Source organism: Bradyrhizobium sp. McL0615, from assembly GCF_049993905.1.
Classification (GTDB): domain Bacteria; phylum Pseudomonadota; class Alphaproteobacteria; order Rhizobiales; family Xanthobacteraceae; genus Bradyrhizobium.
On the sequence record NZ_CP188254.1, the window covers coordinates 4,145,586 to 4,160,775 of the forward strand.

Sequence of the window (15,190 nt, forward strand, 5' to 3'; positions counted from 1 at the left end):
ATGGTTTTGAGGAAGATTCGCGTGGCAAATATCAATCGACAGATCGCGCAAGAGCTTGGTGTTCGCGAAGAGCAGATCTCGGCGACCGTCGAACTGCTCGATGGCGGCGCCACCGTGCCGTTCGTGGCGCGCTATCGCAAGGAAATCACCGGCGGGCTCGATGATGCGCAGTTGCGCACGCTGGAAGAGCGGTTGACCTATCTGCGCGAGCTCGAGGAGCGCCGGGTCGCCATCCTCAACTCGGTCCGCGAGCAAGGTAAGCTCGACGCCGCGCTGGAAGCCGCCATCATGGCGGCCGACAGCAAGGGGCGTCTGGAAGACATCTATTTGCCGTTCAAGCCGAAGCGTCGCACCAAGGCCGAGATCGCCAGGGAAGCCGGGCTGGAACCATTGTCGGAACTGTTGCTGACACAGCCGCAGAACGATCCTCAGGCCGTCGCCGCGACCTATGTCGACGCCGAGAAGCAAGTCGCGGACGTCGCCGCGGCGCTCGAAGGCGCGCGCGCAATCCTGGTGGAGCGCTTTGCTGAAGATGCGGACCTGATCGGAAAGCTCCGCGAGGACATGTGGTCGAACGGCCAGATGGCGTCTACCGTGCGCAAGGGTAAGAAAACCGAGGGCGAGAAGTTCGCCGATTATTTCGAATACAACGGAGCGCTCCACAAGCTGCCGTCGCACCGCATTCTCGCACTTTTCCGGGGCGAGAAGGAAGAGATACTCGAACTGCAGATCCAGCCCGAGGCGAATGCGCCCGAGGCCGGCGTGCCAAGCGCATATGAACTCAAGATCATGCAGCGCTTCGGCATCACCGATCAGAAGCGGCCGGGCGACCGCTGGCTGGTCGACACCGCGCGCTGGGCCTGGCGCACCAAGATTCAGGTGCACCTCAACATCGACCTGCGGATGCGGCTGTGGACGGCGGCGGAGACCGAAGGCGTGCGGGTGTTCGCCTCGAATTTGCGCGACCTGCTGCTGGCGGCGCCGGCCGGCGCGCGCGTGACCATGGGGCTCGATCCCGGCTTTCGCTCCGGCGTCAAGGTCGCCGTCGTCGATGCGACGGGGAAGGTAGTGGCGACCGGCGTGATCTATCCGCACGAGCCGCAAAGGCAATGGGATGCGGCGCTGGCGACGCTGGGCAAGCTCGCGGTCGCGCACCGCGTCGACCTGATTGCGATCGGCAACGGCACTGCCTCGCGCGAGACCGACAAGCTGGCGACCGAACTGGTCAAGCTGCTGCCGGACCTGAAAATGTCGAAGATCGTGGTGTCGGAAGCGGGCGCATCGGTCTACTCCGCCTCGGCCTTTGCGTCCGAGGAATTGCCGGAGCTCGACGTCACCCTGCGCGGCGCGGTGTCGATCGCGCGGCGCCTGCAGGATCCGCTGGCCGAACTGGTCAAGATCGATCCGAAGGCGATCGGCGTCGGGCAGTATCAGCACGACCTCGGTGAATCAAAGCTGGCGCGTTCGCTCGATGCCGTGGTCGAGGACTGCGTCAACGCCGTCGGCGTCGATGCCAACACGGCTTCCGCGCCGCTGCTGGCGCGGGTGTCGGGCATCGGTGCAGGGCTGGCGCAAAGCATCGTGCAGCATCGCGACGCCAACGGTCCGTTCAAATCGCGCAAGGCGCTGAAGGAAGTGCCGCGGCTGGGACCGAAAGCGTTCGAGCAGTGCGCAGGCTTCCTGCGCATCAACGGCGGTGAAGACCCGCTCGATTCGTCCGGTGTGCACCCGGAAGCCTATCCGGTGGTGCGGCGGATACTCACCGCAGCCAAGAGCGATATCAAGGCGCTGATCGGCAATGCCGAGATCGTGCGGCAGCTGAAGCCGCAGGCCTTTGTCGACGAAACCTTTGGTCTGCCCACGGTCACCGACATCCTGCGCGAGCTGGAAAAGCCCGGCCGGGACCCGCGTCCGGCCTTCAAAGCCGCGGTGTTCATGGAGGGCGTCGAGGAGATCAAGGATCTCAAGCCCGGCATGATCCTGGAAGGCACGGTGACGAACGTTGCTGCGTTCGGTGCCTTCGTCGATATCGGCGTGCATCAGGACGGCCTGGTGCATATCTCTGCGATGTCGAAAACCTTCATCAAGGACCCACGCGAGGTGGTGAAGCCAGGCGACATCGTCAAGGTCAAGGTGTTGGAGGTCGAAGTCGCCCGCAAGCGCATCGCGCTGACGCTGCGGCTCGATGACGAAGTGGGCGCCAAAAGCGAGCGCACACCCGCTCAAGGCAAGCCGCGCGAGTTTTCCAAGGCGTCGATGACGTCATCCTCGCCGAAAAAGCCGCAGGAGCAGGGCGGGGCGCTGGCCGAAGCGATGCGCCGTGCCGCCGAAAAGAACGGCCGGGGCAAGGCGGGGTAGGCCAAGGCCTGGCCGCCGCTGCGCGGCGCTTCGTAGGGTGGGCAGAGGAGCGAAGCGACGTGCCCACCATCTCTCACCGAGCGCGTTGTGAAATGGTGGGCACGCTGCGCTTTGCCCACCCTACAAATCGAACCATGTAGCCCGAGATCAGCCCGACGTCAGCAGGTTCAGCTTGGCATTCGCCAGGATCAGCCTGTCCGCCAGCAATTGCGCAAGATTGCGCATGATCCGCTCGCCGGCGTGCGGATGCTGCTTTCGGAATCGCTGGAAATCGCGGAGCGGGATTTCGTAGGCGGTCGCCGCCATGTCGGCCAGCACATCGGCCGAGCGGCGCGGCTCCAACAGCGCCATCTCGCCGAACGGCATTCCAGCCGTCAGCGTCGCCAGGCGGATGCCGTCGGGCAGGGTGACATGCACCACGCCGCTCCTGAGAAAGAACAGGGAATCTGCGGGATCGCCGGCGGCGATGATCTTTTCGTTGGCCTGATAGGTCCGGATCGACGCGAGCGTGGTGAGATCGGTCAGTTCCTCGTCCGTCAGCCCCGCCAGCAGCGCCTGTTCGGAGAGTTCGGTCGCCTCGAAGAAGTCGATCGCGCCCCCGTAACGGTAGACCACCTGGTCTTCCGCCCATTCGATCGCGGCATCGAGCAAATAGTAGTTGCGGATGTTGCTGAGGCCTTCCGTCCATTCCCCGATCATCTTCCATTCCGGCGACGACCGCCGGATGCCCGACAGGATCACGGTGACGTGGTAAGCCGCGAGCTCGCGAAACTCCTCGGCGAGCAGGCGGGTGCCGGCGCGGGTCATGGCGGTGACGCGGCGCAGGTCGAAGATGACGAGTTGCGGCCGCGGCTTGGCCGCGATCTGGCGCGAGACGTAATCGACATTGGAGAACGACAGCGTGCCCACCAGTTCGATGACGCGAACGTCCTGGCGATGCGCGGCGAGGATGTTCTGTTCGTGGGCGCGCCGCACGCGCCGCGACGGGCTGTTGCCGATGTCGTAATCGGCGATGATGCTGTTGCGCGCGTCGTCGCTGCGGTTGAGCATATGCAGGTCGTAATGCGATGACAGCGCCTCGCAGACCTTGATGCCGCGCACGCTGTTGCCGTGCTTGTCGAGTTTAGGCGAATAGCTGCCGAGCCCGAGCCGCGCCGGCAGCGCCGCAAGGATGCCGCCGCCGACGCCGCTTTTCGCTGGGAGGCCGATCCGGTAGATCCATTCTCCGGCGTAATCATACATGCCGGAGCTCGTCATGACGGAGAGCGTTCGCGAGATGGCATATGGCGTCAGCACCTGTTCGCCGGTCACGGGATTGATGCCGCGATTGGCGAGGGTGGCCGCCATGACGGCTATATCGCGCGCCGTCACCAGGATCGCGCATTGCCGGAAATAGACCTCCAGCACCGCCACCACGTTGTCGGTGATCACGGCGTTGGTGCGCAGCAGATAGCCGATCGCCCGGTTGCGGTCGCCCGTCAGGCTTTCGGAAGAATAGACGGCGTCATCGACATCGAGATCGCGCCCGGCAAATTTCCCCAGCGCCTGCCTGATATAGTCGAACGCGGCGTCGCCCTTCGCCTCATAGATCAGGCCGGAACAGGCGATCGCGCCGGCATTGACCATAGGATTGAAGGGGTGGTTTTCCGCGTTGAGGCGGATCGAGTTGAAGGGATCGCCCGAGGGCTCGACGCCAATGACGCTTTCGACCCGTGGCGCACCGAGCGTATCCAGCGCCAGCGCGAACACAAACGGTTTGGACATCGACTGGATGGTGAAGGGGATCTGGGTGTCGCCGACCTCATAGACATGGCCGTCGAGGGTGGCGAGGCTGATGCCGAAATGGGCAGGGTCGGCCTTGCCGAGTTCGGGGATGTAATTGGCGACCGCGCCGCTGGTTTCGCCAGCGAAATCGGCGTGGCACGCGTTCAGGAACCGCAGCAAGGGCGGTTTAGAGCTCGTCCAGGCAGCGGGGCCGGCGTTGAGCGGAGGAGGCGACTGTTTCATCGCCTCCTGTTGTGCAACGCAATCAGGGTGCGCGCAACTGGTCCGGCACCAGGGTTTGGCGCCGTATCAGCACCAGCGCGAGCAGGACGGTCGGGATCAGGATCGCCAATCCGAGGGAGGTGATCTGCCATTGCGACAGCGGCATGATCCCGCCGCCGGGCGTGGCGATGACGAAGCCGCCGATCACGAGCAATATCCGCAGCGGCCATTCCATGAGTCCGGCGCCCCTGAGATCGCCGACGTAGGCCTGATAGCCCTGGACGCCGCCGCAGATGAAGACGATGCCGAAGCAGGCGAGCCCCGTAAGCCCGAGCGCTTCGAGATAGGGATTATCCCCCTGCAGCAGCAGCGCGGGATTCAACACGAAGAAGAACGGGATGAAATAGATGATGCTGCCGACCCACATGCTCTCCCATCCGGTCTTCATCGCGGGCGCGCCGGCGATGCCGGCCGCCGCGAAGGAGGCGATGGCGACCGGCGGCGTGATCGCCGACAGCATGCCCCAATAGAAGATGAACATGTGCACGGCCATCTTGTTGAGCCCGAGCTTTTCCAGCGCGGGCGCGACCAGGATGGCGAGGAAGATGTAGCAGGACGTGGTGGTGAGCCCCAATCCCAGCACCATGCTGGTGATGGCGCACATGATGAGCAGCAGGAAGGCGTCGCCGCCGGCGATGGCGAGGAGATCGTTGGCGAGGCTCGAGATCACGCCGGTCAGCGAGAACGCGCCGATCAGCAGGCCGCAGCCGGCGAGAATGGCCATTAGTTCGACGAAAGTCTTGCCGTTCAGCTCGAGGAAATGCAGCCAGCGCGCGCCGCCCCAGTTCTTGCCCGGAAAGAATTCGTTGAGTGCGGCAAGCAGGCACATGCCCCACAGGAACGCGTTGAGCACGTCGAACCAGAGCATCAGGCAGGTCGCGGCGATTGAAAGCACCAGCACCGCCGTATTGCCGCGCTTCCACGGCGCCGGTCCCGACCATTGGTGCAGGATCACCAGCAGCACCGTGGCATAGAACGGCGCGTGGCTCTCGCGCTTGAAGTACAGCAGCATCACCACGAGGATCAGGATGACGAACAGGTAGTACCAGCCCTCCTTGAAAGCATCCATGAAGCGCGGAAGTTCCTCGCGCGGGAGGCCCTCGAGCTTGTGGCGGGCGGCGTAGCTGTCGACCTGCGCGAATAGACCGACATAATACAGAATCGATGGGATGGTCGCGGCCAGCGCGACATCCGAGTAGCTGGTGTTCATGAACTGCGCCATCACGAAGGCGGTGGCGCCAAGCACCGGCGGCGCCAGCACGGCGCCAGTGGACGCGCAGGCTTCGATCGCGCCGGAATAGGACGGCGTGAAGCCGGTCTTCTTCATCGCGGGGATGGTCATGGTGCCCGCGGTCAGCACGTTGGAGACGATGCTGCCGCCGACGGTGCCGAGCAATCCGCTGGCAAAGACGCAAACCTTCGCAGCGCCGCCGCGGAACGTCCCGCACATCGCGAAAGCAATGTTGATGAAGAATTTTCCGGCGCCGGTCATCATCAGCGCGGTGCCGAACACCAGAAAGCCGATGACGGTGTCGGCAAAGGCCTGAACCGGAATGCCGAGCAGGCTCTCGCCCGACAGCATGTGATAGGCGGTGGTCTGCTCAAGGGTCGATTGCGTGCCGCGGAACGGCCCGAGCCATTTGGAGTCGGCGAACAATGGATAGAGCGTGAACGGGAGCACGCTCAGCAACAGGCTCCAGCCGCCGGTGCGTCGCAGCGCTTCCATCAGCACGGCCCACATCACGAGGCCGGCTGCGATCACGTTCTGCGGGGCGCCGTCGAATTCCCAGCCTGATTGCGCCGCCTTGCGGACATTCATCATCAGCCAGATCGCCGAGCCGAGCGTCAGCAGGAACAGGACAACGTCATACCAGGGAACGCGGTCGAGGCTCGCTCTGTCGGATCCGGGAAAGATCAGGAAGGTGAACGGCAGCATCAATGCGATCAGCAGATAGAAATATTCGGTATTGAGCTGGGTATAACCGACAAAGAACTGCAGCGAGAATTGCTGGTTGACGCACAACAGGATCGTCACCGTAGCCGCTGTTATCAACACCCAGCGCCAGCCGCCTTGTAGGGTGCGGACGCGCGAAACCTCCGCCTCCTGCATGTCGGCGGCCGCTGCAAGATGCGGATCGGCGAACTCGATCTTGACGGGCTCCCTCGGATCACCGCCGAGCAACGGTGCGGAATCTGACGGCTGCGAGTTATCGGACGGAGGACTCGACATTCAACTGTTCCAATAACTGCTGCAACTGATCCTGGGGAGTTCCGAAGACCGGCTATTCAAAGCCGTTCGGCATGCTGGCCTTGGTCAGCGCCGCCGCGCGCGCCTTCATCCAGCCGTCGAGAAACGCCTTGTCATCCGATGGCGGATTGGACTTGCTGTAATCCGTCCACGCCGCCGCCAATACCTGCTGGCGCTTGAGCAATACCTTGTTGTGGGCTTCCTGTTCGTCGGTCCACTGACCGGCTTCCTTCAGCGCCCTCGCGGCGCCCGGATGCACCGGAACCACCCAGTTCTTGGTCTGCCGATCGGCCGCGAGGCCGGGCGCGCCCGGCGCGGAATCCTTAAAGGCGTCGTAGCCTGTGATCATCGCCTTGGTAATGGAATAGACGTCGTCGGCGGGCAGCGATCCATAGGACGTGAAAATCGGGTAGGGGTAGTTGCCGAGCTCAACCGGCTTGTCCTTGGTGATGCCGGCGCCGCAGGTCGCGACGTGCGGGAAGAAGAACGAGCCAACCTTTTTCACCCGCTCCCAGCCGGCCTTGTCGCCGGGCGGCAGCGGCGGCCAGACGATGCCGCGTGGCGACGTCTCAAGCTCCTTCGCCGGGCCGGTGATGGTGGTGGCGAAGGCGGCGTCGACGTCGTTGTTGACCATGCCTTTCCACATCGCGCCGTAGCTCGAGAATTCTACGACCTTGACGTCGCTCTGCTTGAGGTCGCCGAACGCCAGGATCGCGAGCGCGTTCTGGTTCAGCGCCGGCGAACCGACCACGAAGCCGACGCGCTTGCCCTTGAGCTGCTTGATCTCGGTCACACCCGTATCCTTGGCGACGCCGAGCGAGCCGGCGTTGCAGTCGACCGAGGACAGCACGAGTTGCAGCGGTTGCGGACCCCATTCCTTGGTGCCGAATTCGAACACGCCTTCCTGGGCGAAATAAGTGCCGGATCCCATTGCCGACATCGCAGCGCGCTTGGCGCGCAGCGGCGCCAGTCGCGCCACGTCGTTGCCGGCCGGCAGCACGCGGACATCGGTGCCGTATTTGTCCTTCATCATCTTGCCGACGCCGACCGCGATGTTGAAGCCTGCAGTGCCGGTGTCGTAAGCGGTGACCACCATGGTCGGCGGCAGTTTCACGTCTTCGGCGTACGCCGCAGGTAAGGCCAGCAGCGAAACGCTTGCAAGGGCGATTGGCGCGAGCGCCTTCAAGCGATGAATCATAGTTTTCCCCTCAGATGGTTTCGCAATGCGAATTCAGTCGTTGGCATTGATCATGTCATCGGCTGCCTGTGATGGCAACGTTAGGTAGGCATACGTCAACATCTGAGTTGGACAGATTGTCGCGGAGCTCGTTCGAAGAAAGCTTATGCCGCGATCTGGTTAAGCTTCGATGATTGCAACGACCTGTCCTTCAGCGATGACGTCGTCGAGCTTGACCAGGATAGTCTTGATTCTTCCTGCCGTCGTCGACGTGACCGGAATTTCCATCTTCATGGCTTCGACAAAAGCAATCTCGTCGCCGTCGCCGACATTGCCGCCGGTTGTGACAGGAAGCGCACACACGCGACCGGCGACTTCGGTGACGATCTTGATGTCTGGCATTGCCGTTCTCCCGGGAACCGTCTGACGGACTGGTGTCCTCGCGAACGGCTTTTTGTTGTGGCGGCAGATTGCCTGAGGTAGTTTGTTCTGCAAGTGGAATTTTATTCCGCAGGGCGGAATGGAGCCTGAAACATGGGACGGCGCTCGGAACGGCTTAGCAAGCAGGGAATGCTCGCCAGCGATCTCGCAGGCGAGGGTGATGTGATCCAGGTGGTGTCGCGGGCGTTCGACGTCCTGCGCTGCTTCGAGGGTCAAGACGCCAGACTGGGCAATCTGGAGATTTCCAGCCGCTGTGGTCTGCCGCGCTCAACGGTATCGCGGCTCACCCACACGCTGACGCGGATGGGCCAGCTGGTCTATCTGCCGCGCGACCAGAAATACCGGATCGGTCCAAGCGCGGTGGCGATGAGCACCTCGATGATGAAGGGGTTGCAGCTTCGCAACCTGATCCGGCTGCGGCTGCAGGACGTCGCCGATCAATTGCCGGGCACCGTCGGCTTCGTGATTCCCGATCGCTTCCATCTGGTCTATCTCGAATTCGCGCGGGCCGCGAACGCGCTCGGCCTGCACGAAGGTACCGGCAGCCGGATATCGATGACGAACACCGCGGCCGGTTTTGCCTACACCGCCGCGCTCGATGCCGAGGTCGGCAACGCCTTGATCGCCGAAATGGAGCGCGAGATCCCGGGAAACTCGGGGTTGTTGAAGTCGCGCATCGAAGACAACCGCCGTCATTTACGCGAACACGGCTATGTCGTGGGCTGCGGTACCTGGAGCCCGCATATCAACGGTTGCGCGGTGCCGGTGTGGTCGCCGCAATATCAAACCTTCGTCGTCGCGACCATTGGCCTGCTCTCGGCGATGTTCGATGAGAAGCGGTTGCACAGGGAAGCGGCGCCGCAGATGCTTCAGCTCGGTGCTGCGCTCGGCAGCCTGCTCGAAGGCGCCGAAGGCGACATCTTCACCAACCGTATCGAAAGAAAGCCGCTTCCGGTGCCAACCCATAATAACAACAAGATCATCAAGACGGAGGATACGAATGAACTGGAAGCCGGAGCTCGACGAGCTCGCTCGGCGCGAAGCGTTCGCGCGCGAGATGGGAGGCGTTGAAAAGGTCAAGCGCCAGCATGACCAGGGCCGGCTCACGGTTCGTGAGCGCATCGACAAACTAATCGACAAGAGTTCCTTCCATGAGATCGGCGCTATTTCCGGGGTCGCCGAATACGACGAAAGCAACGAACTCAAGCAGCTGACGCCGGCCAACTGCGTATTCGGCCGCGGCAAGATCGACGGCCGCACCGTCGTCGTGGTAGGCGACGATTTCACCGTGCGTGGCGGCTCGGCCGATGCCTCGATATCCACCAAGCCACTGATGGCCGAGGAGATGGCGCACGATTTCCGCCTGCCGATCATTCGCGTGATCGAGGGGTCGGGCGGCGGCGGATCGGTGAAGACAATCGAAACGCGTGGCGCGGCCAACCTGCCAGGCGGGGTCGGCGGTACGCGGGCGTACTGGTTCACGACCGGAAACCTGGCGCGGGTGCCCGTGGTCGCGCTCGGGCTAGGCTCGGTCGCGGGCCTCGGTGCGGCGCGTCTTGCTGCCAGCCATTATTCGGTGATGACGAGAAGCTCCGCGATGTTCGTCGCCGGTCCCCCGGTGGTCAAGCGGCTCGGCCAGGATCTGAGCAAGACCGAACTTGGCGGCGCCGACATCCAGACCCGCGCCGGCGGCGTCGACGATGCCGTCGACACCGAGGAAGAGGCGTTCGAGCGCGCTAGGCGTTTCCTGTCCTACCTGCCGTCGTCGGTGTACGACTTGCCGCCGACCACGCCCTGCACCGACGATCCGGAGCGCGCGGAAGAATCGCTGTCGAAGGCGGTGCCGCGCAATCGCCGCCAGGTCTACAAGATGCGGCCGATCATCGACGCCGTCGTCGACAAGGGTTCGTTCTTCGAGGTCAACGCCAATTTCGGCCGCCCTGTTATCACCGGACTTGCCCGGCTCGATGGCCGCGCGGTGCTGCTGCTGGCCAGTGATCCCTTCCACTATGGCGGGTCGTGGACGGCGGAGGCGTGCCAGAAGGTGGTGCGCTGGGTCGATTTTGCGGAAACCTTCCATCTGCCGGTGGTCTATCTGATGGATTGCCCCGGCTTCATGATCGGGCTCGAGGCCGAGAAGTCGGCGACGATCCGCCATGGCGTGCGGGCGATGGCGGCGGTCAACCAGTCGACCGTACCCTGGTGCACCATCATCGTACGCAACGCGTTCGGCGTTGCCGGTGTCGTGCACCAGCCGGCCAACCGCTATTCGATGCGCTACGCCTGGCCGTCGGCCTATTGGGGCTCGCTGCCGCTGGAAGGCGGCATCGAGGCGGCTTACCGCGCCGACATCGATGGCTCAGATGACCCGGCCGCGAAGCTGAAGGAGATCGAGGAGCGCCTCAACAAGCTGCGCTCGCCGTTCCGTTCGGCCGAGAAGTTCTGGGTCGAAGAGGTGATCGATCCCCGCAAGACGCGCTCGCTGTTGTGCGAATTCGCGCGATTGGCTGAGCCTATCCGCAGCGTTGGCCCGCCGACCAATATGTCGACGCGGCCATAGGTAGACGCTAGAATCGTAGGGCGGCAAAGCGAAGCGTGCCCACCATTCTGCGCCGATGAAGATAGATGGTGGGCACGGCGCAAATGCGCCTTTACCCACCCTACGAATATTCACTCCGCCGCTACCAACGGTTTCGGCCGCGAGATTGCCAGCACGATCAGAGCTGCGACGATGCAGAGCGCACCGGCCACAAAGAAAGCTGGCAAATAGGTCGCATAGATCGTTCGCGACAATCCAGCGCCGAAGGCCGCGACACCCGCACCCAACTGATGGCCGGCAAAAATCCAGCCGAACACGAGGTTCGCGCGCTCGGGCCCGAACCGCTGGGCGGTGAGCCGCACCGTCGGCGGCACGGTCGCGATCCAGTCGAGCCCGTAGAACATCGCAAACAGCGACAGGCCGTAGAACGAGAAATCGGTGAACGGCAGGAACAACAGCGACAGGCCGCGCAGCCCGTAATACCAGAACAGCAGCTTGCGATTGTCGTAACGGTCCGAGAGCCAGCCGGAGGCGATGGTGCCGACGAAATCGAAAATGCCCATCGCCGCGAGCAAGCTTGCCGCCTGCACCTGCGGAATGCCGAAATCGAGGCACATCGGAATCAAGTGCACCTGGACCAGGCCGTTGGTCGAGGCGCCGCAGATGAAGAAGGTGGCGAACAGGATCCAGAACACGCTCGACTTCGAGGCGTCGCGCAGCGTGCCGAGCGCCGCCGCCATGATCGGCGTGTTGTTCGGCGGCGGCGCCGGCAGCGGCTCGGTGCCTTCGTCGCCGAATGGCCGCAAGCCCACATCACTCGGCCGGTCGCGCATGACCATCAGCACGGCGAAAGCCGCCACGCCCAGCATGACGCACACCAGCGCCAGCGCGATCCGCCAGCCATATGCATCGGTGAGGCTTGCCAATAGCGGCAGGAAGGCAAGCTGTCCGGTGGCAACGCTCGCGGTGAGGATGCCGACCACAAGCCCGCGCCGGGCCACGAACCAGCGTGCGGCGATCGTCGCTCCCAGCACCAGCGCGGTCATGCCGGTGCCGAGCCCGATCACCACGCCCCACAGCAGCATCAGATGCCAGACCTGGGTCATCGCCAGCGACGCAACGAGCCCGGATACCACGATCAGCAGCGCCAACAGCGTCACATTGCGCAAGCCATAACGGTTCATCAGCGCGGCGGCGAAGGGCGCCATCAGCCCGAACAGGATGAAGCGGATCGACAACGCCGAGGAAATCTCTGCCGTGGTCCAGCCGAATTCCTTCTGCAGGGGCACGATGAAGACGCCGGGCGCGCCGACCGTGCCGGCGGAGATCAGGGCGGTGAGGAAGGTCACGCCGACCATCACCCAGCCGTAGTGGATGTTGCGGCGGGCGAGGGCGGCTGACAGCCAGTTCGAGATCATTGGGCCTCAGAGGATTCCAGAGGGAAGATTTGCTTGGTTGATTTACGTCATTCTGACCCGACGGCAGTCTGACTTAAATGTCATACTTCCCTCATTTCAGGACACGGCGTGGGAGTGGCGGCGTCCGGGATTGATCCGGGTGCGGCTCAATGCCGGAATTGCATTATACTTGTAATATTATGCACGGCAAAAAATCGCAACCGATCATCCCATGAGAATTTCTTGCCTTTCGCATGAGAGAAATTGATCGATCGGCGCCTGAGACTGAGATTGTCGCGAAAGGTCGCTATTCCAGCCCGTCGAGCGCGGTCTCGATGGCCTTCCTGAAGGCCACGATGTCGCCGAGTTCGTGGCCGAGCACGAGCGCAAGCCGGGTCAGGAACAGCGCTTCGCGCGCAGTCCCGGCTTGGTCGATCGCGGTTGCCAGCGTCTCATAGGCGGTCTCAAAATCCTCGAACGGCATAGCGCTCATGGCGTCTCGCTTCCCAGGCAAAGGCCTGCGGTTTTCAGAATTTCGGCGGCAACGATGGCCTTCCATCGCCCGGCAATGTGCAGGTCGGGCCGCAGCAGATAGAGCGTGCCGGGCGCGGCCCCGAACAAGCGGGCGATTTCGCCGTCCTGGTCGGCAATGGTTTTCGCTTCGGAGGCCGAATCGCCTGACGTGATCAGCACCGGAACGAAGCGCTTATCGATCCCGCCAAGCTGCGCGAGCAGCGCCGCTTGCTCGTGGGTGGGTTGCCTCTCGCAGAACAGGATCGCCGTCATGCCGTTGCAGGCGCGATCCAATAGATAGCTTCCGTCGGCGAGCCTGGCGTTCGGCGCCACGCTGCCACAAGGAGGGCCGGCGGCAAATTCGGTGTCGCGTTCGGCATAGGGCGTCAGCGGGCTTTCCGAATAGGTGTAAGGCTGCATCTGCCGCGGGTTGGCGAGCCCGCGCGGAAATTCGTGCTTCAAACTGAGCGACAGCGCCGCCTCGCGCGCCAATCGCCAGCCGCGCGTCGGCGGGGTCATGAAGCGCGTGCTCTTGGTGGCGTTGGCGAAGACGTCGAGCGTGGCGCCGCGTCGCTCCGGCGAATAGCTGTCGAGCAGCCGCGCGTCCGCCTCGCCGTGGAGGACGAGCGCCAGCTTCCAGCCGATGTTTTCGGCATCCGCCAAGCCGTTGTTCAGGCCGCGCACGCCGAAAATCGGCACGATATGCGCGGCATCGCCGATGAAGATGATGCGGCCATGCCGGTAGTCGTCGAGGCAGAGCGTGTTGGCGGAATAGACGCTCCACCATTCCAGTTCCCACGGTTTTGTATGACCGACATCGGCAAGGATTGCGCCGACGCGGGCGCGGAGGTTTTCCTCTTTAACGGCATCCGCTTCGCTTTCGCCTTCGCGGAGCTGGTAATCCACCCGCCAGATATTATTGGGCTGCTTGTGGATCAGCACCGTGCCGCCGGGGTTGCCGGCCGGTTCGAAAAAGGCGCGGCGCTCGGTCGGAAAATCGTGGTCCATGCGGATGTCAGCAATCACATAGCGGCCTTCGTAATTGTCGCCTTTCAGCCGCAAGCCGAGCATCGATCTGACGGGCGAGCGCGCCCCGTCGGCGGCGATCACATAGTCGGAGTCGAGCTGATAATCACCTGCCGGCGATGAAATCCCGACCGACACGCCATCGTCGTGGAGCTCGATCGCGGACAATTCACTCCGCCAGCGCATGTCGACGAGGTCGCTGGTCGCGACTGCGTCGTGCAGGAATTGTTCGATATATTGCTGCTGCAAATTGTACATCGGCAGATATTTTTCGCCCGGCGGTTGCGGCATCTCCAGCCGGAATATCTGTTCGCCGCGATAGTAGCTGCGGCCGAACCGCCAGCCGAGTGCCTTTTCGACAAACGGCGCGACCGCACCGATCCGCTCCAGGATGTGCATGCTGGGCCGCGCGATGCAGATCGCGCGGCTGCCGTCATTGAAGGTGTCCTTGCGATCGATCAGCACGCTCCTGATGCCGTAACGCGCCAGCACCAGCGCCGCCGTCATGCCGATCGGGCCGGCGCCCACGATCAGCACGGGATGCCTTGCCGTCGAGCCGTCGAGTTCGGGGACGCGCCGCGCTGCGAACCGCGGATAGTCGAAATATAGCGATTCCAGCGCGCCCTTGCCGGCGGGTTTCATGCCTCCCTCCGTCTATTTCTTGCGATCGAGAAAACCCTGCATCAGCCGTTGCGGCTCGCCGGTCAGGAAGGATTTTCCGAACACGCCGACGCTCAGATTGACCGACTCCGTCAGCGGCAGTTCCTCCCACTGGCGCATCAGCGCCTTCTGCGCGCGTAGCGCTTCGGGACCGCATTCCAGCAGCGCCTTGATCGTATGCTCGACCGCTTCATCCAATTCGCCTTGCTTCGCGACCACGTCGACCAGGCCCCAGGCGAGCGCGGTCGGCGCGTCGATATTCTCAGCCGTCATGACCAGCCAGCGGGCGCGGCCCCAGCCGATCAGCCGCGGCAGCAGGGCGGCGTGGATCACCGAGGGGATGCCGACACGGACCTCCGGCATGCCGAATTTGGCGTCATGGGCGGCAATCCGGAAATCGCAGGCGGCGGCAACCTCCAGTCCGCCGCCGAGGCACCAGCCGGGCAGCCGCGCGATCACAGGCGCCGGAAAATGGCGCACGGCTTCGCAGAGGTCGCGCAGCCGTGTGATGAAGGCTTCCGCGGACTTCTGGTCGAGCTTCGCCATCTCCTTGATGTCGGCGCCGCCGATCATGCTCTTCTCGCTCTGGCCGGCCAGGATCACCACGCGAATGTCCTTGTCACCGGCGAGCTTCTCGAACCCTTCGCGCACGCCATCGGTAACGGCGGACGAGAGAATGTTGAGGGTGCCTGCGTTGCAGATCGACAGGCGAACGACGCCTCGATCGTCGCGGTCAATGCCGCAGTGGGGATTGAGCATTTCCATTTTGTTTTTCCGGGCTTGTT

The 15,190-nt window shown here is 63.4% G+C and carries 11 protein-coding genes; 3 read left to right on the forward strand and 8 right to left on the reverse strand.

Annotated features, from left to right (window positions below; all coding sequences use genetic code 11):
- The first annotated feature begins 21 nt into the window (after positions 1 to 21).
- Entirely contained in the window at positions 22 to 2,358 is a 2,337-nt protein-coding gene (locus ACPPVP_RS19460; RefSeq protein ID WP_426537129.1) for a Tex family protein, read from the forward strand.
- A gap of 147 nt (positions 2,359 to 2,505) precedes the next feature.
- Here ACPPVP_RS19460 and glsA read toward each other — a convergent pair whose 3' ends face one another.
- The 4 genes from glsA to ACPPVP_RS19480 all read right to left on the reverse strand — a co-directional run bounded on the left by glsA (position 2,506) and on the right by ACPPVP_RS19480 (position 8,231).
- The gene (gene glsA / locus ACPPVP_RS19465) at positions 2,506 to 4,365 is read right to left on the reverse strand and encodes a glutaminase A (protein ID WP_426537131.1); all 1,860 of its coding nucleotides are present in this window, start codon (positions 4,363 to 4,365) and stop codon (positions 2,506 to 2,508) included.
- Between the two features lie 22 nt (positions 4,366 to 4,387).
- Positions 4,388 to 6,514 carry a TRAP transporter permease gene (locus ACPPVP_RS19470; protein ID WP_426537941.1) on the reverse strand — a complete coding sequence of 709 codons (2,127 nt, stop codon included), beginning with the start codon at positions 6,512 to 6,514 and terminating at the stop codon, positions 4,388 to 4,390.
- 172 nt (positions 6,515 to 6,686) lie between these two features.
- On the reverse strand, positions 6,687 to 7,850 hold the full coding sequence (locus ACPPVP_RS19475; RefSeq protein ID WP_426537133.1) for a TAXI family TRAP transporter solute-binding subunit: 1,164 nt from the start codon (positions 7,848 to 7,850) through the stop codon (positions 6,687 to 6,689).
- Positions 7,851 to 8,009: 159 nt separating this feature from the next.
- The gene (locus ACPPVP_RS19480) at positions 8,010 to 8,231 is read right to left on the reverse strand and encodes an acetyl-CoA carboxylase biotin carboxyl carrier protein subunit (RefSeq protein WP_426537135.1); all 222 of its coding nucleotides are present in this window, start codon (positions 8,229 to 8,231) and stop codon (positions 8,010 to 8,012) included.
- 132 nt (positions 8,232 to 8,363) lie between these two features.
- On the opposite strand from ACPPVP_RS19480, the gene ACPPVP_RS19485 reads away from it, so the two are divergent.
- The gene (locus tag ACPPVP_RS19485) at positions 8,364 to 9,341 is read left to right on the forward strand and encodes an IclR family transcriptional regulator (protein WP_426537137.1); all 978 of its coding nucleotides are present in this window, start codon (positions 8,364 to 8,366) and stop codon (positions 9,339 to 9,341) included.
- Positions 9,271 to 10,830, forward strand: coding sequence for an acyl-CoA carboxylase subunit beta (locus ACPPVP_RS19490; protein WP_426537139.1), 1,560 nt, complete (start codon positions 9,271 to 9,273; stop codon positions 10,828 to 10,830). The genes ACPPVP_RS19485 and ACPPVP_RS19490 overlap by 71 nt, the downstream gene beginning before the upstream one ends.
- Before the next feature lie 110 nt (positions 10,831 to 10,940).
- Here ACPPVP_RS19490 and ACPPVP_RS19495 read toward each other — a convergent pair whose 3' ends face one another.
- The 4 genes from ACPPVP_RS19495 to ACPPVP_RS19510 form a co-directional block, all read right to left on the reverse strand.
- Positions 10,941 to 12,227: an MFS transporter gene (locus tag ACPPVP_RS19495; protein ID WP_426537141.1), complete on the reverse strand. Its 1,287-nt coding sequence runs from the start codon at positions 12,225 to 12,227 to the stop codon at positions 10,941 to 10,943.
- A 286-nt stretch (positions 12,228 to 12,513) separates the two neighbouring features.
- Positions 12,514 to 12,699, reverse strand: a complete 186-nt coding sequence (locus ACPPVP_RS19500; RefSeq protein ID WP_426537143.1) for a hypothetical protein — start codon at positions 12,697 to 12,699, stop codon at positions 12,514 to 12,516.
- Entirely contained in the window at positions 12,696 to 14,387 is a 1,692-nt protein-coding gene (locus ACPPVP_RS19505; RefSeq protein WP_426537145.1) for an FAD-dependent monooxygenase, read from the reverse strand. The genes ACPPVP_RS19500 and ACPPVP_RS19505 overlap by 4 nt, the downstream gene beginning before the upstream one ends.
- 12 nt (positions 14,388 to 14,399) lie before the next feature.
- Positions 14,400 to 15,170 (reverse strand): enoyl-CoA hydratase, encoded by a 771-nt coding sequence (locus ACPPVP_RS19510; RefSeq protein WP_426537147.1) that lies wholly within the window; start codon positions 15,168 to 15,170, stop codon positions 14,400 to 14,402.
- Positions 15,171 to 15,190: the final 20 nt, after the last annotated feature.